The organism is Sinomonas soli (genome assembly GCF_054782415.1).
In genome coordinates, this window is the sequence record NZ_BAAGSN010000016.1 from 224,481 (window position 1) to 246,128 (window position 21,648).

Consider the following 21,648-nt stretch of genomic DNA (forward strand, 5'->3'; position numbering starts at 1 on the left):
CGCTACGTCCAGCCAACGGACAATCGGTCCACATGATGAGACGGAACTGAGTCTGCGGTTCCGGATGTGTGCGGGGACCTCGCGGGCTCACGCGGGGCCCGCCGCCGATGAGAGAGAGATGTCACGGCCTGTTAACGGCTCTGGCTGCTGGCCGAAACGCCCCGTTCCTAGCGTGGGAGTCAGCCCAGAGAAGCCCACTCCCCCGCCCCAGGAGGACCCATGAGCACCGAATCAACCACCACGCGCCAGGCTGCGCCGGGAACCCGGGCCGCGCAGGACCCCGGACCCCAGAGCCTGCGGCTCGATGTCCGCCGCGGCCGCTGGATCGAGCACTGGAACCCCGAGGACAGCACCCAGTGGGAGGCCGAGGGCCGGGCCGTGGCCCGCAGGAACCTCCGGTGGTCCATCCTCGCCGAGTTCCTCGGCTTCGTCGTCTGGCAGCTGTGGTCCATCGTGGTGGTCTCGCTGCCCGCGGCGGGGTTCCGGTTCGACACCTCCCAGACGTTCTGGCTCATCTCGATGCCGAGCCTGGTCGGCGCCACCCTCCGCATCCCCTACACGTTCACCGTGTCCCGCTTCGGCGGGCGCAACTGGACGGTCGTCTCGGCGCTCCTGCTCCTCGTCCCCACGCTCGGCCTCGCGGCGTGCGTCGCCAACCCCTCGACGCCGTTCTGGCTCATGCTCGCCGTGGCCGGCGTGGCCGGGTTCGGCGGCGGCAACTTCGCGAGCTCGATGGCGAACATCACCTTCTTCTTCCCCGCCCGGGAGAAGGGCTGGGCGCTCGGCCTGAACGCGGCCGGCGGCAACCTCGGCGCGGCGGTCGCCCAGCTCGCCGTCCCGCTCGCGGTGAGCCTGGCCGCCTTCGTGGCCAGCGGCGCCGCCGCCGCGGGCCAGGCCGGCTCCACGCTCGCCGTGGCGGGGCTCATGTGGGTGCCGCTCATCCTCGTCGCCGCGTTCGGGGCGCTCCGGCGGATGGACAACCTCGCCCACGCCAAGGGCGACCTCGCTGGCTCGCTCGCCGCGCTGAGGGAACCGCACCTGTGGGTCGTGTCCCTCCTCTACATCGGCACGTTCGGCTCGTTCATCGGCTTCGGCGGCGTGTTCCCGAAGCTCATCCAAGACATCTTCCCCGCGTACTCGGTCTTCACGGTGAGCGCCGGGGGCGTGCCGGCGGCGCTCTCCCTCGCCTTCCTGGGCCCCCTCGTCGGCTCCCTGGCCCGCCCCTACGGCGGCAGGCTCGCGGACCGCTTCGGCGGGGCGCGCATCACCGTCGTCTCGTTCGCGGTCATGGCCGCGGCGACGATCGCCCTCGTCGCGACGCTCCCGCTCAAGGGCTTCTGGCTCTTCCTCGGCCTGTTCCTCGTGCTGTTCGGCGCGAGCGGCGTGGGCAACGGGTCCACCTACCGCATGATCCCGGTGATCTTCGCGCGGGCGAGCCGTGCCGCCCGAAGCGGGGCGCCGGCGTCGCACACGGCCCGCCTCGCCTCCGCCGCCCTCGGCCTCATCTCCGCGGTCGGCGCGTACGGCGGGTTCGTGATCCCCCAGCTGCTGGGAGCCTCGAGCGCCGCCACCGGCTCCTACGTCCCGGCCTTCCTCGGATTCGTCGCGGCCTACGCGCTCATGCTCGCCGTGTGCTGGGCCTGCTACCTGCGCCGCGGGTCCCTCGTGGCCCAGGCCGGCGCATGAGCCAGGCCGCCGCGGCACCGGCCGTCCCGACCCACTGCCCCTACTGCGCGCTGCAGTGCGCCATGGCGCTGACCTCCCCCGGGCCCGCCGCCACGTCCGCCGTGCCGGAGGTCTCCGGCCGCGACTTCCCCACGAACCGCGGGGGGCTGTGCCGCAAGGGCTGGACCTCCGCGGAGCTGCTCGCCCACCCGGGGCGGCTCGCCGCGCCGCTGATGCGGGCGGACGACGGCGAGCTCCGCCCCGTCAGCTGGGAGGCCGCCCTCGAGCGGGTGGCGGCGGAGGTGCGGCGCGCGCAGGCCCGGCACGGGAAGGACGCGGTGGGCGTCTTCGGTGGGGGCGGCCTGACCAACGAGAAGGCCTACCTGCTGGGGAAGTTCGCCCGGATCGCGCTGGGAACCTCGCGGATCGACTACAACGGACGGTTCTGCATGTCCTCGGCCGCGGCCGCGGGCACCCGGGCCTTCGGGCTCGACCGGGGGCTGCCGTTCCCGGTCGCGGACCTCGCGGCGGCGGACACGGTGCTCCTGCTCGGATCGAACGTGGCCGAGACGATGCCCCCGTTCGTGGCGCACCTCGAAGGGGCCAGGGCCGCCGGGGGGCTGATCGTCGTCGACCCGCGCCGCACCGCCACCGCGGCGCTCACGGACGACGGCGCCGGACTCCACCTCCAGCCGGCCCCGCACACCGATCTGGTGCTCCTCCTGGGACTCGCCCACGTGGTCCTCGCCGAGGGGCTCGCGGCCCACGACTACCTCGCAGGCCGCGCGGCCCGGGACACCCCCGGCGAGGGACCGGACGCGCTCGCCCGCTCCGTCGCCCCGTGGTGGCCCGAGCGGGTGCAGGCAGCCACGGGGGTCCCGGCCACCCTGGTCCGCGAGACCGCCCGGCGGCTCGCCCAGTCGGCCCGGACCGGCTCGTGCTACATCCTCACGGGCCGGGGCGTCGAGCAGCACGCCGACGGCACCGACACGGCGACGGCCGCGATCAATCTCGCGCTCCTGCTGGGCCTGCCCGGCTCCCGGCGGGGCGGCTACGGCACGCTCACGGGACAGGGGAACGGGCAGGGCGGCCGGGAGCACGGCCAGAAGGCCGACCAGCTCCCGGGCTACCGCAAGATCACCGACCCCGCCGCCCGGCAGCACGTGGCCCGCGTGTGGGGCGTGACCGAGGCGAGCATCCCGGGGCCGGGGCTGCCCGCCGTCGAGCTCCTCGCCTCCCTCGGCCCACCCGCCGGGGACGGCCCAGCCGCGAAGGACGCGGCGGCCGGAGTGCGCTGCCTGTTCGTGCACGGGGCCAATCCCGCCGTCTCCGCCCCGGACGCCACCGCCGTGCTGGCCCGGCTGCGGACGCTGGACTTCCTCGTGGTGTGCGACTTCTTCCTCTCGGAGACGGCGCGCGAGGCGGACGTCGTCCTGCCGGTGCTGCAGTGGGCCGAGGAGGAGGGCACCATGACCAACCTCGAGGGCCGGGTGCTCCGGCGCCGCCGGGCGGCCGAGCCGCCCGGCGGGGCCCGCAGCGAGCTGTGGATCATGCACCGGCTCGCCGCGCTGCTCGGCGCGCCGTCGTCCTTCCCCGAGGACCCGCGCGAGGTGTTCGAGGAGCTCCGCGCCGCCTCGGCCGGGGGCCCTGCGGACTACTCGGGCATCACCTACGAGCGGCTCGACGCCGGGGAGGCGCTGCACTGGCCGTGCCCGGCGGAAGCCTCGGGTGCGGGCCAAGGCCAGGGCACGCCTCGGCTCTTCCTCGACCGCTTCGCGCACCCCGACGGCCGGGCGAGGATCGTGCCCGTGCGGCCCAGCACCCCCGCGGGAGTCGCCGCCGGGCCTGCCGATCAGCCCGATCCGGCCCTGTTCCAGCTCGCCACCGGCAGGCTGCTCGAGCACTACCAGTCCGGGGCCCAGACCCGGCGCGTCGCCTCGCTCGCGGCAGCGCAGCCCGAGGCGCGCCTGGAGATCCACCCCGCTTCGGCAGCCCGGCTGGGGATCGCCGACGGCGCGTGGGTCGCCGTCCGCCGCGCCGGCACTGCCGGGCCCGGCGCCCGGGGCGCCGTCCCCGAGGTGCGCTGCCGCGCGCGGGTGACCGCCGAGGTGCGGCCGGACACCGTGTTCCTGCCGTTCCACTTCCCGGGCCCCGAGGCTGCCAACCGGATCACCGAGCAGCGCACCGATCCGATCTCCGGCATGCCCGAGTTCAAGACCACGCGCGTGCTCGTGGTGCCCCTCCCCCAGGACCAGCCCGGCCCGGCGCCCTCCGTGCGCGGCGCACTGCCCGCGCTCGTCCCCGTCCCCTCGAAGGAGGCTCCGCGATGACTGCCCCGACCCCGCACCCGGCAGGCTCGGTGCCCGCCCGCCCGCGCATCGTCGTCGTCGGCTTCGGGCCCGTTGCCGCCCGCTTCGTCGACGAGCTCCGGCCCGCCGCCGCGGCCGGCGCGCTCGAGCTCACCGTGGTCGGCGAGGAGGAGCTGCCGGCCTACAACCGGGTGCTCGTCGCAGACCTCGGAGCGGGCCGGACCACCCTGGCGGCGATGGCCCTCGCCGACCCGGCAGAGCTCGCGGCGGACGGCGTGCGCGTGCTCACCGGCACCCGCGCGGTCCGCGTGGACAGGTCGCGGCGCAGGGTCCGGCTCGCCGACGGCACTGGCCTCGCCTACGACAGGCTGGTCCTTGCCACCGGCGCCCGCGCCGTCGTGCCCAACCTCACCGGGCTCAACCCGGATCCGCTGCACCCGGTCCTGCCCCCGGGCGTGACCGCTCTCCGCGACGCGCACGACGCCGCGCGGCTGGCCTCCGCCGTCAGGGAACGCCGCAGGATCGTGGTCCTGGGCGGAGGGGTCCTGGGCCTGGAGGCTGCGCTCGCCGCGAGCGAGGAGGGCGCTACTGTCACGGTCGTCCACCACCGGAGCCACCCGCTCGGACGCGCGATCGACACGGCGGGCGGAGCCACGCTCGCGGCAGCGCTGCGCCGCCGGGGCGTCCGTGTCGCGGGGAACGCCCGTTCGACAGGACTCGAGACCGGCCCGGACGGGGCCTTCCGTGCCCTGCTCCTCGAGGACGGCTCGGCGGTCGACGCCGACCTCCTGGTCCTCGCGTGCGGGGCCAGGCCCCGGACGGAGCTCGCGGAGGGTGCCGGCCTGGCCGTGGGGCCCGGGGTGCTCGTCGACGAGGGGCTGCGGGCCCTGCACACCGAGCACGTCTTCGCGGTCGGAGACTGCGCGCAGCCCGGCGAGAGGGCCCCGAGCGGGCTCATCGCCCCGGGGTGGCAGCAGGCCGACTGGCTCGCCGCCCGCTTTCGGAGCGAGTTCCTCGGCGAGGCATCGCCCGCGCCCCTCGGCCCCGAGCGGGCGCCGGTCATCCTGCTCAAGGCGCGCGGCGTGAACCTCGCGGTGGCCGGGGAGGTGGGCGTGGACCCGTGGGACGCCTTCTCGCCCGAGAACGCCCCGGGCGTGTCGGGGCCGCCCCCGCTGCAGGTCTCGCTGTGGTCGGACCCCGAGCATGGGGCCTACGTGAAGATGGCCACGCGCGCGGGCGTCCTGGTCGGCTTCGTGGCCCTGGGCATGCCCCGGGCCGCGGCGGAGCTCACGCTGCTGTTCGAGTCCGGGGCCGAGCTTCCGGCCGACCGCTCGGTGATCCTCCGGCTCGACGGTCCGGAGGCGGCCCTCGCCGGCGGGCCGTCCGCGTCCGCCGCGTCGGATCCCGAGGCCACGCTGTGCCGGTGTGCCGGGGTGAGCCGCGGCCGGGTGCAGGAGGCTGTCGGCACCGGGTGCTCGACGGTCGAGGAGGTCTCGCGCCGGACGCGGGCCGGGACGGGCTGCGGCGGCTGCAGGGACGGGGTGCGCGAGCTCATCGAGGAGCACTTCGCTGCCGCTGCGGCCTGAACATCCCCAGTGCCGCGTAGGCCGCGGTGCCCGCGAGGAGGCCCCAGAAGGGTGCGACGATGCCGAACGCGCTCACCCCCGATGCGGTGACGGCCAGGGTGATCACGGCAGCCTCGATCGCGTGCGGTGCCGTCCGGGCGCCGCCTCGTCGCGGGGCGACCGCGTCGACGATCGCGCCCTGGGTGGCCGCGAGGAGCGCGACGCCGGCCAGGGCCGTCAGGAGCGTGGCGGGGACGGCTGCCACGAGGGCCACCGCTGTGGTGCTGAAGACGCCGAAGAGGATGTAGAAGGCGCCGCATGAGATGCCTGCGATGTAGCGGCGGGCGGCGTCCTGGTGGGCCTCGCGGCCGGCGCAGATGCCCGCGGTGATGGCCGCGAGGTTGATCCCGTGGGAACCGAACGGGGCCGAGAGCACCCAGGCGAGCGATGCCCCGCCGATCATGGCCCTGTCCCCGGCGTCGTACCCGAGCTGGCGCATCATCGCGAGGCCGGGGGCGTTCTGGCCGGCCATCGTCACCACGAGCAGCGGCACGGAGATGCCGACGATCGCCGGGAGGCCGAAGGTCGGCGTCGTCCATACCGGGCCGGAGAAGTCCCAGGAGAGGTCCGGCATCCGCACCGCTCCCGTGGCCGCGGCGAGCGCGGCACCCGCGGCCAGCGCGAGGAGGACTGCATAGCGGGGCACGAGCCTGCGGCCGAGCAGGAACGCGAGGACGAGCCCTCCCCCCACGACGGGGGACTCCACGACGGCGCCGCTCGCCTTGAGCACGAACGGCAGGAGAACGCCGGCCAGCAGCGCGGCGACCACCGGCTGGGGCACCGCCTCCATGATCTTGCCGAACCATCCGGTCACCCCGAGCACGAGCGCGGCGAGGGCCGCGACCACGTAGGCCCCGAGCGCGTCGGAGTAGGGGTAGTGGCCCAGCGCCGCCAGGAGGAGCGCCGCGCCGGGCACCGACCAGGCGACCACGACCGGCTGGCGAGTGGCCACGCTCAGGACGATGCACGTGATCCCGCTGGCGATGGCGATGGAGCTCACCCACGAGGCGGTCAGCTCGTCGCCCAGGTGCGCCGCGTGGGCGGCCTGGAGCACCACGACCATCGGCCCGGCATAGGAGACCGCCACCGCGATGAAGCCCGCGATGACGGCGGAGAAGGACACCGCGGCGAGCATCCCCTGTGGCCGGGCGGAGCCTGCGGCGTCGGGCCGCCTCCTGGTCGATTCCTCGGCTGTGGTGGCCATCGTCGCTCCTTGCACTCGCGCCTGCCCTGTGACGGCGGCCACGGTACCGCAACGCCGGCCTCTGGATCGCAGGGCTCTGCGTATCAATGGCTTCCCTCGGGCCGCTCACGGGCGCGGTTCCGCAGGAACCGGCGCCCTGAAGCGGGGCGCCCGGCTACTCGACGGCTACTCGCCTACGAGGGTCTCGAGGCCGGCGACCGCCTCTGCAAGGGAGAGGTCCGGGCGTGCGGCGATGTAGGGGAAGAGCAGCTCGTTCTCCTTCTTCAGGTGCAGGGCGAACGCCCGGGCGATCGCCGTGCCGACGGCGGCGGCCCTGGGCCCGTCGCTTCCGCGGAGCTCCTCCACGAGGCCGAAGATCGCCTGATGGTCCATGAGCATGCCCTCCACGAGGAGGCGCGCTTCCTCGGTCTCCCGCGCGGGCCCGTACAGGGGGCCCTCCTCAGCCACGGCGTGCGGGATGAGCTCGTCCTCGCACCATCCGATCAGGTTCGCCTTCTCGTCGTGGGCCGTCCCGGCGTCGCCGGCTGCGACGGCGGCGACGAGCGCGTCGGCGAGCGCGGTCGCGCGCCGGAGCATGTGGCCGTGGTGCTCCTCGACCGCGGCGAGGGCCTCGCGCTCGTCCGCGAAGGTGGGGTGGCCGTGGTTCCCGTCGTGTGCCATGCGGTCATCCTCCCGCCGCGGCCGCCGGCCGCTCAAGGGCCGAAGGGCTCGGGATGGGCGGCGGCCCCAGAGGGTTCCCGCGTCTGACCTGTGGGTCAGCGCACCACACTGCGGTGGCCGGCATCCAGGCGCCGGGTCCATCCGCGCGAATCGAGGTGTTCGAGCAGCGGGACCGCGATCCGGCGGGTCGTGCCGAGGGCCTCACGCGCCTGGCTCGTGGTGAAGGGCTGCTCCAGGCGGGCCAGGGTGCGCATCGCGAGGGCCGGCGCGGTGGGCAGGAGGACCACGCCGTCGCGGAGCCGCAGCACGCGTCCGGCACGCTCGGCGGCCGCCAGCTCGCGGGCGCCCAAGCCGAGCGCGGCCAGCTCGTCCGCTTCCGGGGCACGGAACGCGTGCGCCGTGAGCCTGCGCTCCAGCTCGGCGACGGCAGGCCCGATGGGCCCGAGGTCGTCGCCGCTCCCCGGAAGCCGGAGGTGCCCGCCGTCCTGTTCCAGGCCCGCGCCGCGGACCAGGGGTGCAAGGAGCCTCTCATCGGGCAGCGCGAGCAGGTCGCGTGCAGCCCCCATGGAGAGGCCCGGGGCGAGGGGGTCCCGTTCGTGCAGGGCCTCGACGGCGGCGCGCAGCCGCTGCTGCCAGGCGTCGATGACGGGAGCGTGCACCCACCAGTCGCCGAGGACCCGCACCCCGGAGGGCGCCTGGGCGCCGCGCTCGGACAGCAGGCCGAGGCGGTGGAGGTGCTGCACCTCCACCGCTCCGCGGGCCGCCACTTCCGCGAGCACGTCCCCGGCGGGATCCATGGCCGCAAGCCGCTGCGCCCACTGGGCGCCGTCGCCGCGCCGCTGCAGGGGCGGCGGGTCGGCGTCGAGGACGAGGGCGCCGCCCAGCACCGAGCGGCTGCCCGGGTCGCGCAGCACCAGCCGGTCCCCCAGGACGAGCGGCGCGGGCCTGCTGAGCACGAGCCGTGCATGATCGGGCCCGAACGGACGCAGCCGTGCCGGCATCGAGGCGGTGCCGACGTGCACCATGAGCTGCTCCGGCATGTCGGTGCAGGCCACACCGGTGGTGCGGCGGATGCCCAGGACGCCCGTGGTCGGCCACGCTTCGGGGGTGACGAGTGCGTCCCCGCGGCGGACGTCCGCTGCCGAGACGTCGCGCAGGTTCAGGGCCACCCGGCTGACGGGGCCGACCGAGGTGTACACCATGTCGCGGCTCTGCAGGCCACGGACGGTGACGTCCCGCGGACCCGCGTGGCCGAGCAGCTGGAGCCGGTCGCCCTGGGCCAGCGTTCCCGCTCCGAGCGTTCCGGTGACGACCGTTCCTGACCCGGTGATGGTGAAGGATCGGTCCACCCACAGGCGCACGCGCCCGGTGGTGACGGGCGAGGGGACGCCGGCCAGCACGCCGTCGAGCGCGGCCTTCAGCTCGTCCAGGCCCGTGCCCTCGACCGCGGACACGGCCACTGCAGGAGCCTCCCGCAGGCCGGTGCCCGCCAGCTCGCTCCGGGCCCGTGCGAGCACGTCCTGGACCTGCTGCCCGGACGCACGGTCGGCCCGGCTGAGGACCACGACGCCGTGCTCGATTCCGAGCGCGGCCACCGCGTCCCGGTGGTCGTCCGACTGCGCCTGCCAGCCCTCGTCCGCGGCCACGACGAAGCAGACCACGGGCGCAGGTCCGAGGCCCGCGAGCATGTTGCCGAGGAAGCGCTCGTGGCCGGGGACGTCCACGAAGGCGACCTCCTGCCCGGACGGCAGGGTGGTCCAGGCATAGCCCAGGTCAATGGTCAGGCCGCGGCGCCGCTCTTCCTCCCAGCGGTCCGGCTCCATGCCGGTGAGGGCGCGCACCAGGGTGCTCTTGCCGGAATCCACGTGCCCGGCGGTGGCGACGACGTGCACGCTTCAGCCCGCCCGGCCTGCGCCCGCTGAGGCGAGGGCTGACAGCGCCTGCCGCACCGCCCCCAGGATCCGGTCGTCGTCCCCCGGGGGGACGCACCGCAGGTCGAGCAGGCAGGCGCCGTCGTGGACGCGCGGCAGCACGGCGGGCTCGCCGGTGCGCAGGTGGCCTGCGAGTCCCTCGGGGAGCCGGAGCGCCCAGCCCGGCAGGGCGAATCCGGGGGCGCCGCCCCCGCCCACCCGGCCATCGTGCGGCACCACGGGCACGCCGAGGGCCGCGGCGAGCCGGTCCGTGCGGCGCCGGAGCTCCCCGGGGTCGGCGTGCAGGGACTGGACCACCGGCGGCGCCTCGCCCGCAACGGTCGCCTCCAACGCAGCGAGGGCGAGCTTGTCGGCCCTGACGGCGCGGGCGAGCGGATGGCGGGACAGCCGCTCGATGATCTCCTTGCGGCCCAGCAGCAGGCCCGCCTGGGGGCCGCCGAGCAGCTTGTCGCCGCTGGCGATGACGACGTCGGCTCCGTGGGCGAGCGCCGTGGCAACATCGGGCTCACGCGGCAGGTGCGGGTCGGGCGCCAGCAGCCCGCTCCCCAGGTCTGCGACGAGGGGAACCCCTTGGGCCGACGTCAAGGAGCTCAGCTCGTCCAGGCCGACAGCGGAGGTGAATCCGTCGACCCAGAAATTGCTCGGGTGGATCTTGAGGACGCAGCCCGTGTCGGGGCCGAGGGCGTCCGCATAGTCGCGCAGGTGGGTCCGGTTGGTCGTGCCCACCTCGTGGAGCGAGGCGCCCGTGGACTCGATCAGGTCGGGCAGCCGGAAGCCTGCACCGATCTCCACGAGTTCGCCCCGGCTCACGATCACTTCGCGGCCGGCGGCGAGGGCCGTGGTGGCCAGGACGAGGGCGGCGGCTCCGTTGTTGACCACGAGCGCGTCCTCGGCGGCAGGGCATGCGGCGAGCAGCGCGGCGCGGGCCCCGGCGCCGCGCCGGGAGCGGCGGCCGTCTGCAAGGTTCAGCTCCACGTCGACGTAGCCGCTGGCGGCCACGAGCGCCTCGACCGCAGCGGCGGAGAGGGGCGCGCGGCCGAGGTTGGTGTGGACGATGACCCCGGTGGCGTTCAGCACCGGTCGCAGGCTGGTCGCAGTGCGCCCGGAGACCGCGGCGAGCACAGCGGCCTCCACGTCGGCGGGGGCCAGTTCGCCGCGCCGCGCCTGGTCCTGGGCGTCCCGCACGAGGTCGCGGACCACCGCCTCGCTCAGCCGCGTCCGCGCCTCGCGGACGGCCGGAAGCGCCAGCAGGTCGTTCGTGCGCGGTATCAGGCGCCGGGGATCGACCTGGTCCACAGCCCCTCCTCGTCGCGCGGCATCGCCTGCCACTGGTTGGCGGTGGCGGATCGTTGGCGGTGGCGGACGGGAATCGAACCCGCCAGGCCGAGATGCTCGGCCTCACCGGTTTTGAAGACCGGGGGGCCCACCAGGACCCGGACGCCACCGCCCACCAATGTAGCAGGCACGCGGCGGTAGGCTGGGCGGGTGATTGAAGCCCCGACTTCCCTGCCGCAGCCTGACGACGGCGTCGCCGGCACGACCCGGCTGACGGGCTATGCCCATGGCGGCGGCTGCGCCTGCAAGATCCCGCCCGGAGAACTCGAGGACGTGGTTCGCAGCCTCATCGGGCAGCCCGGCGCGGACGTGCTGGTCGGCCTCGACAGCGGCGACGACGCCGCAGCGGTCCTGGTGCGCGAGGACCTGGCGGTGCTCTCCACGGCCGACTTCTTCACGCCCGTCGTCGACGATGCCTTCGACTGGGGCCGGATTGCGGCGGCCAACGCGCTCTCGGACATCTACGCGATGGGAGGCCGGCCGATCATGGCGGTCAACCTCGTGGGCTGGCCCCGCGGCGTGCTGCCGCCGGAGCTGATGGCCGAGGTGCTCCGCGGGGGCCTGAGCATTGCCGCCGAGGCCGGCTGCCCGGTGATCGGGGGCCATTCGATCGATGATCCGGAGCCGAAGTACGGCATGGCGGTCACCGGCGTCGCGCCTCCCGACCGCCTGCTGCGCAACGACGCGGCCGAGCCGGGGCTGCCGATCACGCTGACCAAGCCGATCGGCGTCGGCCTGCTGAACAACCGGCACAAGCAGACCGGCGAGGTGTTCGCCGAGGCGGTGGCGACGATGACCGCCCTGAACCGCGACGCGGCCCAGGCCGCGGTGGCGGCCGGCGTGCGGGCGGCCACGGACGTGACGGGGTTCGGCCTGCTGGGGCACCTGTACAAGATGTGCCGCGCCTCCGGAGTGGGCGCGGTGATCGACCTGGCCGCGGTGCCGCTCATCGACGGGGCGCGGCAGGCGCTGCGGGACGGCTTCGTCTCCGGCGGGACGCGGCGCAACCTCGACTGGGTCAGGCCGCACCTCAGGCCCGCGTCCGGGGTCTCCGAGGACGACCTGCTCCTCCTCGCCGACGCGCAGACCTCCGGGGGCCTGCTCGTGGTGGGCGAGGTGCCTGGGCACCCGGTGATCGGCCATACCACCGCGGACGGGGGCATCGAGGTCCGCTAGCCCCCGCGGGCAGGTCAGCCGGCGGTGGTGATCGAATCGTCCGTGATGCCGGCCGCGCGGCGGGCAGCGAGCCGGTTCTTCTGGGGCTCGATCGTGTAGCGCGGATCCTTGGCCGAGGACAGGCCTGCCTCGAACACGCCGAACCGGGTGAGGGCGGAGGCCGCCAGCAGCGCCAGGCCCGAGGCCGCCGCCACCGCGCGGCTGCGCCCGGCCAGCAGCGTCCCCAGGCCGCCGGCGACCGCCAGCCGCTCGCTCCACGCCAGCATCGCCCCGGCTTTCCCCTCGTGCAGGGGCTCGGCTGCGACCGGGTCCATCCGGTGCTCCATCACCCGGGTCGCCACCACGTCACCGATCACGCCGAGCACGGCGAGCGTCCGGGCGGGAGACGCCTCGTTGACCGGAGTCGTGATCATGGCGAGGCCGGCGGAGGCGAGGGTCGCCGAACTGACGAAGACGAAGGGCAGCTCCTCGTGCGCGGCATTCCACGTGGGGGTGGCAGTGTCGCCGAGCAGGACCGCCGTGTACGCCGCCAGGGGTCCGCCGAAGAGAGCCGCCTCGAAGCCGGCCAGCCCCTCGACGCCCTGCAGCACGGGCCGCAGCGGGCCCAGTGGCAGCCGATGTCCGCTCATGCGGTCGATCTCCGCGGCCGCCGCGACCGCGGTGCCGGCGCTGAACGCACTGAGGATCCATGAGCCGACGCTCATCGGCGAGGTGACCTTGAACGTCCGCAGCATATGCAGGAAGCGTTCCGGCCGGCCCAGGTCCTTCACGAGGGCGACCGCACCGACGCTGACGGCCGCCAGAGCGCCCAGCCGGGCATTCCTGCGCAGCGTCGGCCGGCCGGTCAGCTGGCCGCCGAGGCCCAGCAGCGCGGAGCCGCCGGCGACGCCGCCGAGGAACAGATAGGCGGCCACGTCGTCGCCCCACGGCGCCGGCTTGACCACCGGACGGCCGTAGTACGAGGTGAACTCGGGCTCCGGGACCATGGGCATCTCCCGCGATCCGTCGCCGCCGCTCCGTCGGCCGGAGCCGCGCTTGCCGCCCGGTCGCCGGCGCCGGGCCGGCTCGGGGGGCCTGAAGCTGTCAAAATCCGAGTGCGTCACGCACGTCCTCCCAGGAATGCCACTGCGGCGGCGGCCACCATGCCGACTACGGCCATCCCGGCCCTCCGGTACATCTGCGGCAGATCGGCCGTGGGCACCCTCGGGTCGGGCGGGAGCCCGTAGACCTCGGGCTCGTCGAGCAGCAGGAAGACCGATCCGGTCCCGCCGACGCCGTCGAGCTCGTTCGCGCCGTAGAGCCTTGCTTCGGTCAGCCCCTGCGCATGCAGGTCGGCGACGCGCTCCCTCGCGGTCTCCACCATGTCGTCGTGGTCGCCGAACTTGATGGACGTGGTCGGGCAGGCCTTGGCGCAGGCGGGCGTCTCGTCGGCCACGAGGCGGTCGTAGCACAGCGTGCACTTCTGGGCGACGCCGACGTTGGGCACGGCGGGGTGCCCGGCGTGCTGCTCCTCGCGCTGGGCGGCGACCGCGACGGTCCCGTCGCGGCGGCGCTCGATCACCCCGAAGGGGCACCCGGCCACACAGGTCCCGCAGCCGTTGCAGACGTCGTCCTGCACCACCACGGTGCCGAACTCGGTGCGGAAGAGCGCACCGGTCGGACAGACGTCGAGGCACCCGGCGTGCGTGCAGTGCTTGCAGACGTCAGAGGACATCAGCCATCGGAAGTCGGCGGTATCCGGCGGCGTCCTGTCCGCCGTCGCCAGGTCTGCTGCGGCATCCGCCGCGGCCGCAGGGGGGCCGATGCGGGGCATGCCCAGGTTGACGAGCGCGCGCCCGGACTCCCGTGCCTCGGCGATGCGCTCCTGGCCCTGCTCGATGAAGGCGACGTGCCGCCAGGTGCTGGCACCCAGCGCTCCCGTGTTGTCGTAGGAGGACCCGAGCAGCTCGAGGTTGCCGTCCTGGGGATTGTGGTTCCACTCCTTGCAGGCGACCTCGCAGGCCTTGCATCCGATGCAGATCGAAGTGTCGGTGAAGAAGCCCTTGCGCGGATGGCTGTGCTCCCAGTGGGCATCGGCGGTGGGGTCGGTCGGTCCGGCCAGCTGGCCCATCTAGTCCTCCCTTGTCGGGTCGATGCCTTCGGCCGCCGGGTCGGTGACGGTCTGGTTCCCGGTCTCGACCGTGGCCCCGGCCCTCGCCTGGTACTCGGCGACCAGGGCGAGGAGGTCCGCGCCGCGGGGCCGGCGGCCCGGACGGATGTCGCAGGAGGCGACCTTGGATTCCTGGATCTGGACGTTCGGGTCCAGCGTCACACCGAGCAGGTCGTTGGCCGCATCGCCGCTGACCACGGCGTTGCTGCCGACGCCCCAGTGGTAGGGCAGCCCGATCTGGTGCACCGTGTGGCCGCCCACCGTCAGCGGGCTCATCCGTTCAGTAACGATCACCTTGGCCTCGATGGCAGAGCGGGCCGAGATGATCGTCGCCCACCCGTACGGCTCGAGTCCTCGCTCCGCGGCCAGCTCCGGGGACACCTCGCAGAACATCTCCGGCTGCAGCTCCGAGAGGTACGGCAGCCAGCGGCTCATCCCGCCGGCCGTGTGGTGCTCGGTGAGCCGGTACGTGGTGAACACGTACGGGTAGACCTCGGCACCGCTGGTCCCGGCGCTGGGCGCGCTGAGGTTGTCCGGACGCGGGAACCTCAGCCGCGTGGGGCTCTGCTGCTGCGGGTACAGCGCGTTGGCGACCGGCGACTCCTGGGCCTCGTAGTGAGTCGGCAGGGGCCCATCCACGAGGCCGGTGGGTGCGAACAGCCACCCCTTGCCGTCGGACTGCATGATGAAGGGGTCGTCACCGCTGAGGGCGGCCGGGCCGCCGAGCGCCGGATCGGGCTGGCTGCCCGGCGCCCGGTCCACCGGGAAGTCCGGCACGTCGTCGCCGACCCACCGTCCCTGCTCCTGGTCCCACCAGATGTACTTCTTCCGCTCGCTCCACGGCTTGCCGGCCGGGTCCGCGGAGGCGCGGTTGTAGAGGATCCGGCGGTTGGCCGGCCACGCCCAGCCCCATTCCGGGGCCGCGGGTCCCTGCTCGCGGCCGGGCTTGCGGTTGGCGGCATGGTTGGTGCCCCCGGCGTACACGCCGGTGTAGATCCAGCAGCCCGCGGCGGTGGATCCGTCGGCGCGCAGCTCGGTGTAGGACGCGAGGGGGCGGCCCGCCTCGGGCCCGGCCAGCTGACGGCCGTTGATCTCGGCCAGCACGGCCTCCGGGTCCGGATCGCCGTGCTCGTCCGTGGGATAGTCCCACGTGAGGTCGAGCAGCGGGCGGTCGCGCTCGTCGTCGGAGCCGGCCAGCCTGGCGCGGATCCGCTGGCCCAGCTCGTAGAAGAACTGCAGTTCGCTCTGGCATTCCCCGGGCGGCGTGACCGCCTGGTGCCGCCACTGGAGCAGTCGCTGGGTCTGGGTGAACGAGCCTGCCTTCTCCACGTGGGTCGCCGCGGGCAAGAAGAACACCTCCGTCTCGATGTCCTCGGTGCGCAGCTCGCCGGACTCGATCTCCGGGCCGTCCTTCCACCATGTAGCCGACTCGATGAGGTTCAGGTCCCGCACGACGAGCCACTTCAGGTGCGACATGCCCAGCCGCTGCAGGCGTCCGTGGGCCGAGCCGACGGCGGGGTTCTGCCCGAGGATGAAGTAGCCCTCCACCTCGTCCTCGAGCATGCTCATGACCGTCTCGTAGGTGCCGTGCGCGCCGGTCAGCCGCGGAAGGTAGTCGTAGGCCCAGTTGTTCTCCGCGGTCGCGGCGTCTCCCCACCAGGCTTTGAGCAGGCTGATGGTGTAGGCGTCTGCCTCGGCCCAGTACCCCTTCTGCTGCTTCGACGCGATGGCCCCCAGGTACTCGCTGAGGGTGTCGTGACGGCCGGCGCTGGGAACCGGCAGGTACCCGGGCAGGAGGTTGAAGAGCGTCGGGATGTCCGTGGAGCCCTGGATGCTCGCGTGGCCGCGCAGGGCCATGATGCCGCCGCCGGGGCGGCCGACGTTCCCGAGCAGGAGCTGCAGGACCGCGGCGGCGCGGATGAACTGGGCACCCAGCGAGTGCTGGGTCCAGCCGACGGCGTAGGCGAAGCACGTGGTCCGCTCGCGTCCCGAGTTCTCGGTGATGGTGCGGGCCAGATACTCGAAGTCCGCCACGTCCAGGCCGCACATGTCCTGGACCACCTCCGGCGTGTAGCGGGCATAGTGCCGCTTGACGATCTGGAAGACGGTCCGCGGGTCCTGAAGCGTGTCGTCGCGCTGGACGCGGGCGTGCTCGAGCGAGGGCCCGCCGCTGCCGAACGTGTGGCCGGCGCCGCGCGCCGAGGCGTCCGAGCCGTGCTCCGGACGGGCGCCGGGCTCGGCGATCGTGCCGCCCTCTTCCTCGGCATATCCCCAGGACGACTTGTCGTACGCCCCGGTCTCGGGATCGAAGCCGGAGAACAGGCCGCCGAGGTCCTCGGCGTCGCGGTAGTCCTCATGGACCAGCGTGGCCGCGTTGGTGTAGGCGCTCACGTACTCCTTGAACCAGAGGTCATGGGTGATGACGTAGTTGATGAGCGCGCCGAGCAGCACCACGTCGGAGCCGGCCCGGATCGGCAGGTGCCGGTCCGCGACCGCAGACGTGCGGGTGAAGCGGGGGTCAATGTGGATGACCTTCGCTCCGCGCGCCTTCGCCTCAGCCACCCACTGGTATCCCACAGGGTGGCACTCGGCCATGTTGGATCCCTGGATGATGATGCAGTCGGCGTTGGCCATGTCCTGCAGTGACTGCGTCGCGCCACCGCGTCCAAACGAGGCTCCCAAACTGGGAACCGTGGCGGAGTGTCAAATGCGGGCCTGGTTCTCGGTCTGCACCGCCCCGGCAGCCGTGAACAGCTTCTTGATCAGGTAGTTCTCTTCGTTGTCCAGCGTGGCCCCGCCCAGCGAGGCGATGCCCATGGTGCGGCGCAGCAGCCGGCCTTCGCCGTCCTGCTGCTGCCAGGTCCTGCGGCGGCTCTCGATGAACCGGTCCGCGATCATGTCGACGGCGGTGTCCAGGTCCAGGTGCTCCCACTCGCTGGAGCGGGGCGCGCGGTAGAGGACACTGGTCTGCCGGCCCGGGGAGTTGACCAGCTGCTCGCTGGCCGAGCCCTTGGGGCACAGGCGGCCGCGCGAGATGGGCGAATCCGGGTCGCCCTCGATCTGGACGACCTTCTCGTCCTTGACGTAGACCCGCTGCCCGCACCCGACGGCGCAGTAGGGGCAGACGCTCTGCACCACGCGGTCCGCGGTGGCGGTCCGGGGGGCGATCGCCTTGGTCCGGGGCGACGTGACCGACGGCCCGCGGCCGAGCAGATCGCCGGTGCGCATCTGCCGGACGACGGGCCATTCAAGGAAGCTCCGCGGTGCCATGGTTGCGAGCATAGCCCACAGGAGGGCGCCAGCGGCAGGACCTCCACTCCCCCGGGTGCGGCGTCGCGCCCCGCGCCGCCCCCGGGCCCGGCGGCTACATGTGGACGTGCAGGCGGCGCGCGGCCTCCGACAACGAGCCTGACAGCGACGGGTAGACGGCGTAGGTATTCGCGACGTCGTCCACGTGGAGCTTCTGCTCGACCGCCATCGCGAGGCCGAAGATGAGCTCCGAGGCGTTCGAGCCCATCACGACGGCGCCGATCACGGTCCCCGACCCCTTGCGGGAGATGATCTTGACGAACCCGTCGGTCGTGTTGCGCATCTTGGCGCGGGCGTTGCTCTTCAGGCGCAGGGTGACGATGTCGCCCGCGATCCGGCCGCTCGCGACGTCCGCCTCCGAGGCCCCCACCGAAGCGATCTCGGGCGAGGTGAAGATGTTCGAGGCGACGTGGTTGAGGTTCAGCGGCGTCACCTGGTCGCCGAGGATGTGGGCGACCGCGATCCGGCCCTGCATGGCCGCGACGGAGGCCAGGGCGAGGACCCCCGTGCAGTCGCCGGCCGCGTAGACGCCGGTCGCGGAGGTGCGGGAGACGCCGTCGACCTTGATGTGCCCGCTCCCGCTGACGGCGACGCCGGCCTGCTCGAGGCCGATCCCATCGGTGTTCGGGATGGAGCCGACGCAGAGGAGGCAGTGCGAGCCCGTCACCTTCGAGCCGTCGCCGAGGGTGACGACGACGCCGTCCTCCGTACGCTCGACGGCCTCGGCCCGCGACCGCGAGAGCACCCGCACCCCGCGCCGCGTGAAGACCGTCTCGAGCAGCTCGGCGGCGTCCGTGTCGGACCCGGGGAGGACCCGGTCGCGGGAGGAGATGAGCGTGACCTTGCAGCCGAGGCCGTTGTAGGCCGAGGCGAACTCGGCACCCGTCACACCCGAGCCGACCACGATCAGCTCCTCCGGGAGCTCCTCGAGGCTGTAGATCTGGGCCCAGTTGAGGATCCGCTCGCCGTCCGGCCGCGCGGTGGGGAGCTCGCGCGGGTGCGCGCCCACGGCGAGGATCACGGCGTCGGCCTCGATCCTCTCGGTGCCGTCTACCGTGACCACCTCGATCACGCTGCCGTCCACGAGGCGCCCCGACCCGAGCACGACCCTGACGCCCTGTGCCTCGAGGCCGGCACGGATGTCGTCGGACTGCTGGCGGGCGAGGCCGAGGAGCCGGTCGTTGACGATGCGCAGGTCCGCCCGGAGGTCCGAGCGCTTGAGCGAGTCCCCCGTGCCGGAGGCCAGGCGCAGCCCGAGCGCCGCCGAGGCCTCCTCGACGCGGGTCATGAGGTCGGACGTCGCGATGAGCGTCTTGGAGGGCACCACGTCGGTGAGCACCGCGGAGCCGCCGAGCCCGGCGCGCTCCACGATCGTGACCCGGGCACCGAGCGACGCCGCGACCGACGCCGCCTCGTAGCCGCCGGGTCCGCCGCCGAGGATAGCAATGTGGGGGGCCGCGAAGTCAGGGTTCATCGTCACGGACATCCATTGTGCCCTGCGCGGGGGCGTGGGGGCCATTGCCGTGCCGCGCATGCCCCGGTGCGGGCGCGGTTGGTAGGTTCTACCTGTGACCACAACGGCAACCGCCACCGGGCCCTTCGAGCTCGCCCGGGCCGCGGCAGACCATATTGCGCGCGCCACGGGCGTCCAGCAGCACGACCTCGCGCTCGTCCTCGGCTCCGGCTGGGGGGGCGCGGCGGACCTCATCGGGGAGACGACGGCGACCCTCCCTGCCTCCGAGGTCCCCGGATTCTCGGCCCCCGCCGTCGAGGGGCACGTGGGCACCATCCGCTCGGTGCTCACCGCGGACGGCAAGCGGGCCCTCGTGCTCGGCGCGCGGACGCACTACTACGAGGGCAAGGGCGTGCGCGCCGTGGTGCACGGCGTCCGCACCGCGGCCGCGGCAGGCTGCCGGGTCCTCACCCTCACGAACGGCTGCGGCGGCCTCAACCCCGAGTGGGCCCCCGGGACCCCCGTGCTCATCAGCGACCACATCAACCTCACGGCCACGTCCCCGCTCGAGGGGGCGACGTTCGTGGACCTGACCGACCTCTACTCGTCGCGGCTGCGGGCGGTGGCCCGGTCCGTGGATCCGAGTCTGGCCGAGGGCGTGTACGCCCAGTTCCCCGGCCCGCACTACGAGACGCCGGCCGAGGTGCAGTACGCGAAGCGGATCGGTGCGGACCTGATCGGCATGTCCACCGCGCTCGAGGCCATCGCCGCCCGGCACGCGGGCCTCGAAGTGTTCGGCATCTCCCTCGTGACCAACCTCGCCGCCGGCATCAGCCCGGAGCCCCTCAGCCACGAGGAGGTCCTCGAGGCCGGCCGGGCCGCCGGCCCGCGCATCTCGCGCCTCCTCGCCGACGTCCTCGCCGCGATCTGAAGGACCTTCCCATGAGCACCACACCTGCCGGCACCCCCGAGCTCGCCGAGCTGGTCTCCCGCGCCGAGGCCTGGGCCTCGGCGGACCCGGACCCGGCCACGGCGGCCGAGCTGCGCGAGGTCCTAGCCCACGCCGCCGACCCCGAGGGCTCCCCCGCCCGCGATGCCGCACGGCAGGAGCTCGCGGACGCGTTCGCCGGGAGCCTGCAGTTCGGCACGGCCGGCCTGCGTGCGGCGCTCGGCCCCGGGCCGAACCGGATGAACCGCGTCACGGTGCGCCGCGCCGCTGCGGGCGTGGCCGCGTTCCTCCACGGGAAGGTCGCCGGCCCCGCTGCGGGCGCGGCGGACGGGACCGGGCCGCGCGCCGTCGTGGGCTACGACGCCCGCACCAACTCCGACGTGTTCGCCGAGGAGACGGCGGCGGTCTTCACCGCCGCGGGCATCGAGGCCTACCTCATGCCGTCCGCGCTGCCGACGCCGGTGCTCGCCTACGCGCTGCAGGCGCTCGGCGCCGACGCGGGAGTCATGGTGACCGCGAGCCACAACCCGCCCCAGGACAACGGCTACAAGGTCTACCTCGGCGGCCGCGCGGTGGACGAGGCCGGGCGCGGGGCACAGATCGTCGCCCCGGTCGACGCCGAGATCGCCGCACTCATCGACGCCGCGGGCCCGGTCGGCGCCATCCCGCTCGCCCAGTCCGGGTGGACCACGCTGCCGGCGGGCATCGCCGCGGACTACCGGGACGCCGTCGTGCGCCTTGCCGATCCCGGGCTCTTCCCGGCGCGGGAGCTGACGATCGTCCTGACGCCGCTGCACGGCGTGGGCGGCGAGACGGCCGCCGGGGTGCTGCGGGCGGCCGGATTCGAGGACGTCTCCCTCGTGCGCGAGCAGGCCGAACCGGACCCGGCCTTCCCCACCGTCGCCTTCCCCAATCCGGAGGAGGCCGGCGCGCTCGACCTTGCGCTCGAGGCCGCCCAGGCGGCGGGCGCGGACCTCGTGATCGCCAACGACCCCGATGCCGACCGCTGCGCCGTCGCCGCCTCCGATCCCGCCTCGGGCGAGTGGCGCATGCTCCGCGGGGACGAGGTCGGGGCGCTGCTCGGCTCGCACATGGTCCGCCGGCTCGGGCGCGGGCAGGGCCTCACGGACGACGCCGCCCCCGCGGCCGCCGCGGACGCCTCGCCGGCTGCCTCCCCCGCCGCCCCGCCCGCGGCCGAGGCCGAGCCGGGCGGACCCGTGTTCGCGAACTCGATCGTGTCCTCGCGCCTGCTCTCCCGCATCGCCGCCTCGGCCGGGATCGCGCACCGCGAGACCCTCACCGGCTTCAAGTGGATCTCCCGGGTCCCCGGGCTCGTGTACGGCTACGAGGAGGCCCTCGGCTACTGCGTGGCGCCCACGCTCGTGAAGGACAAGGACGGGATCTCCGCCGCGCTCCTGGTCGCGGAGATGGCCGCCGAGGCGAAAGCCCAGGGCCAGACGCTCTTCGACCGGCTCGACGCGCTGCACGTGCTCCACGGGGTCCACCTCACGGACCAGCTCAGCGTCCGGGTGGCGGACCTGGGCCTCCTCGAGGCGATGATGACCCGGCTGCGGCAGGACCCGCCGGCCTCCTTCGCGGACTCCCCCGTCGAGACCGCGGTGGACCTCTCCGAGGGATCGGAGCAGCTGCCGCCCACCGAGGGGCTGCTGTGGGCCACGCGGGACGCCACCCGGGTGATCATCCGGCCGAGCGGCACCGAGCCGAAGCTCAAGTGCTACGTCGAGGTGATCCGCCCGGTGGACAGCTCCGCCGAGCTCGCCGAGGCGCGCCAGGCCGCGAGGCAGGCGCTCGACGCCGCTCTCGACGACGTGCGCGAGGCCCTCGGGCTGTAGCGCCCGCGGTGTAGCGCCTGCACGCGTCCT

Annotated in this window: 14 protein-coding genes and 1 tRNA gene; 6 read left to right on the plus strand and 9 right to left on the minus strand. The window is 74.1% G+C overall.

All coding sequences use genetic code 11. From position 1 onward, the window contains the following. Nucleotides 1-219: 219 nt before the first annotated feature. From ACYVKZ_RS16910 to ACYVKZ_RS16920, 3 genes are read left to right on the plus strand one after another with little or no spacing between them, the layout of a single operon-like run. Nucleotides 220-1,686, plus strand: a complete 1,467-nt coding sequence (locus ACYVKZ_RS16910; protein ID WP_460993422.1) for an MFS transporter — start codon at nucleotides 220-222, stop codon at nucleotides 1,684-1,686. Beyond that, nucleotides 1,683-3,995, plus strand: a complete 2,313-nt coding sequence (locus ACYVKZ_RS16915) for a molybdopterin oxidoreductase family protein (RefSeq protein ID WP_460993423.1) — start codon at nucleotides 1,683-1,685, stop codon at nucleotides 3,993-3,995. The genes ACYVKZ_RS16910 and ACYVKZ_RS16915 overlap by 4 nt, the downstream gene beginning before the upstream one ends. Beyond that, nucleotides 3,992-5,560 carry an FAD-dependent oxidoreductase gene (locus ACYVKZ_RS16920; RefSeq protein WP_460993424.1) on the plus strand — a complete coding sequence of 523 codons (1,569 nt, stop codon included), beginning with the start codon at nucleotides 3,992-3,994 and terminating at the stop codon, nucleotides 5,558-5,560. Before ACYVKZ_RS16915 ends, ACYVKZ_RS16920 begins: the two co-directional genes overlap by 4 nt. On the opposite strand, the gene ACYVKZ_RS16925 is transcribed toward ACYVKZ_RS16920, so the two are convergent. The 5 genes from ACYVKZ_RS16925 to ACYVKZ_RS16945 form a co-directional block, all read right to left on the minus strand. Then, nucleotides 5,526-6,803, minus strand: coding sequence for a benzoate/H(+) symporter BenE family transporter (locus ACYVKZ_RS16925; RefSeq protein WP_460993425.1), 1,278 nt, complete (start codon nucleotides 6,801-6,803; stop codon nucleotides 5,526-5,528). The genes ACYVKZ_RS16920 and ACYVKZ_RS16925 overlap by 35 nt on opposite strands. A gap of 165 nt (nucleotides 6,804-6,968) precedes the next feature. Then, on the minus strand, nucleotides 6,969-7,463 hold the full coding sequence (locus ACYVKZ_RS16930) for a hemerythrin domain-containing protein (RefSeq protein WP_460993426.1): 495 nt from the start codon (nucleotides 7,461-7,463) through the stop codon (nucleotides 6,969-6,971). A gap of 95 nt (nucleotides 7,464-7,558) precedes the next feature. Next, on the minus strand, nucleotides 7,559-9,355 hold the full coding sequence (selB, locus tag ACYVKZ_RS16935) for a selenocysteine-specific translation elongation factor (protein WP_460993427.1): 1,797 nt from the start codon (nucleotides 9,353-9,355) through the stop codon (nucleotides 7,559-7,561). Between the two features lie 3 nt (nucleotides 9,356-9,358). Further along, the gene (gene selA, locus ACYVKZ_RS16940) at nucleotides 9,359-10,690 is read right to left on the minus strand and encodes an L-seryl-tRNA(Sec) selenium transferase (RefSeq protein ID WP_460993428.1); all 1,332 of its coding nucleotides are present in this window, start codon (nucleotides 10,688-10,690) and stop codon (nucleotides 9,359-9,361) included. 54 nt (nucleotides 10,691-10,744) lie between these two features. Beyond that, nucleotides 10,745-10,839: transfer RNA gene (locus ACYVKZ_RS16945), tRNA-Sec, on the minus strand. A gap of 61 nt (nucleotides 10,840-10,900) precedes the next feature. Between ACYVKZ_RS16945 and selD the strand changes: the two genes are divergently transcribed. After that, nucleotides 10,901-11,905, plus strand: a complete 1,005-nt coding sequence (gene selD / locus ACYVKZ_RS16950) for a selenide, water dikinase SelD (protein ID WP_460993531.1) — start codon at nucleotides 10,901-10,903, stop codon at nucleotides 11,903-11,905. A gap of 14 nt (nucleotides 11,906-11,919) precedes the next feature. On the opposite strand, the gene nrfD is transcribed toward selD, so the two are convergent. The 4 genes from nrfD to ACYVKZ_RS16970 all read right to left on the minus strand — a co-directional run bounded on the left by nrfD (nucleotide 11,920) and on the right by ACYVKZ_RS16970 (nucleotide 18,843). Next, complete coding sequence (nrfD, locus tag ACYVKZ_RS16955; RefSeq protein ID WP_460993429.1) at nucleotides 11,920-13,008, minus strand: NrfD/PsrC family molybdoenzyme membrane anchor subunit; 1,089 nt, start codon at nucleotides 13,006-13,008, stop codon at nucleotides 11,920-11,922. Beyond that, nucleotides 13,005-14,015 carry a 4Fe-4S dicluster domain-containing protein gene (locus ACYVKZ_RS16960; protein ID WP_460993430.1) on the minus strand — a complete coding sequence of 337 codons (1,011 nt, stop codon included), beginning with the start codon at nucleotides 14,013-14,015 and terminating at the stop codon, nucleotides 13,005-13,007. The genes nrfD and ACYVKZ_RS16960 overlap by 4 nt, the downstream gene beginning before the upstream one ends. Continuing rightward, entirely contained in the window at nucleotides 14,016-17,324 is a 3,309-nt protein-coding gene (gene fdh / locus ACYVKZ_RS16965) for a formate dehydrogenase (RefSeq protein WP_460993431.1), read from the minus strand. It lies immediately after the preceding gene. A gap of 94 nt (nucleotides 17,325-17,418) precedes the next feature. Then, nucleotides 17,419-18,843: an NAD(P)H-quinone dehydrogenase gene (locus ACYVKZ_RS16970; RefSeq protein ID WP_460993432.1), complete on the minus strand. Its 1,425-nt coding sequence runs from the start codon at nucleotides 18,841-18,843 to the stop codon at nucleotides 17,419-17,421. An 88-nt stretch (nucleotides 18,844-18,931) separates the two neighbouring features. Here ACYVKZ_RS16970 and ACYVKZ_RS16975 point away from each other — a divergent pair, with 88 nt between their 5' ends. Together ACYVKZ_RS16975 and ACYVKZ_RS16980 are read left to right on the plus strand one after the other, a co-directional pair. Continuing rightward, complete coding sequence (locus tag ACYVKZ_RS16975) at nucleotides 18,932-19,747, plus strand: purine-nucleoside phosphorylase (protein ID WP_307006093.1); 816 nt, start codon at nucleotides 18,932-18,934, stop codon at nucleotides 19,745-19,747. An 11-nt stretch (nucleotides 19,748-19,758) separates the two neighbouring features. Then, on the plus strand, nucleotides 19,759-21,618 hold the full coding sequence (locus ACYVKZ_RS16980) for a phospho-sugar mutase (protein ID WP_460993433.1): 1,860 nt from the start codon (nucleotides 19,759-19,761) through the stop codon (nucleotides 21,616-21,618). Nucleotides 21,619-21,648: the final 30 nt, after the last annotated feature.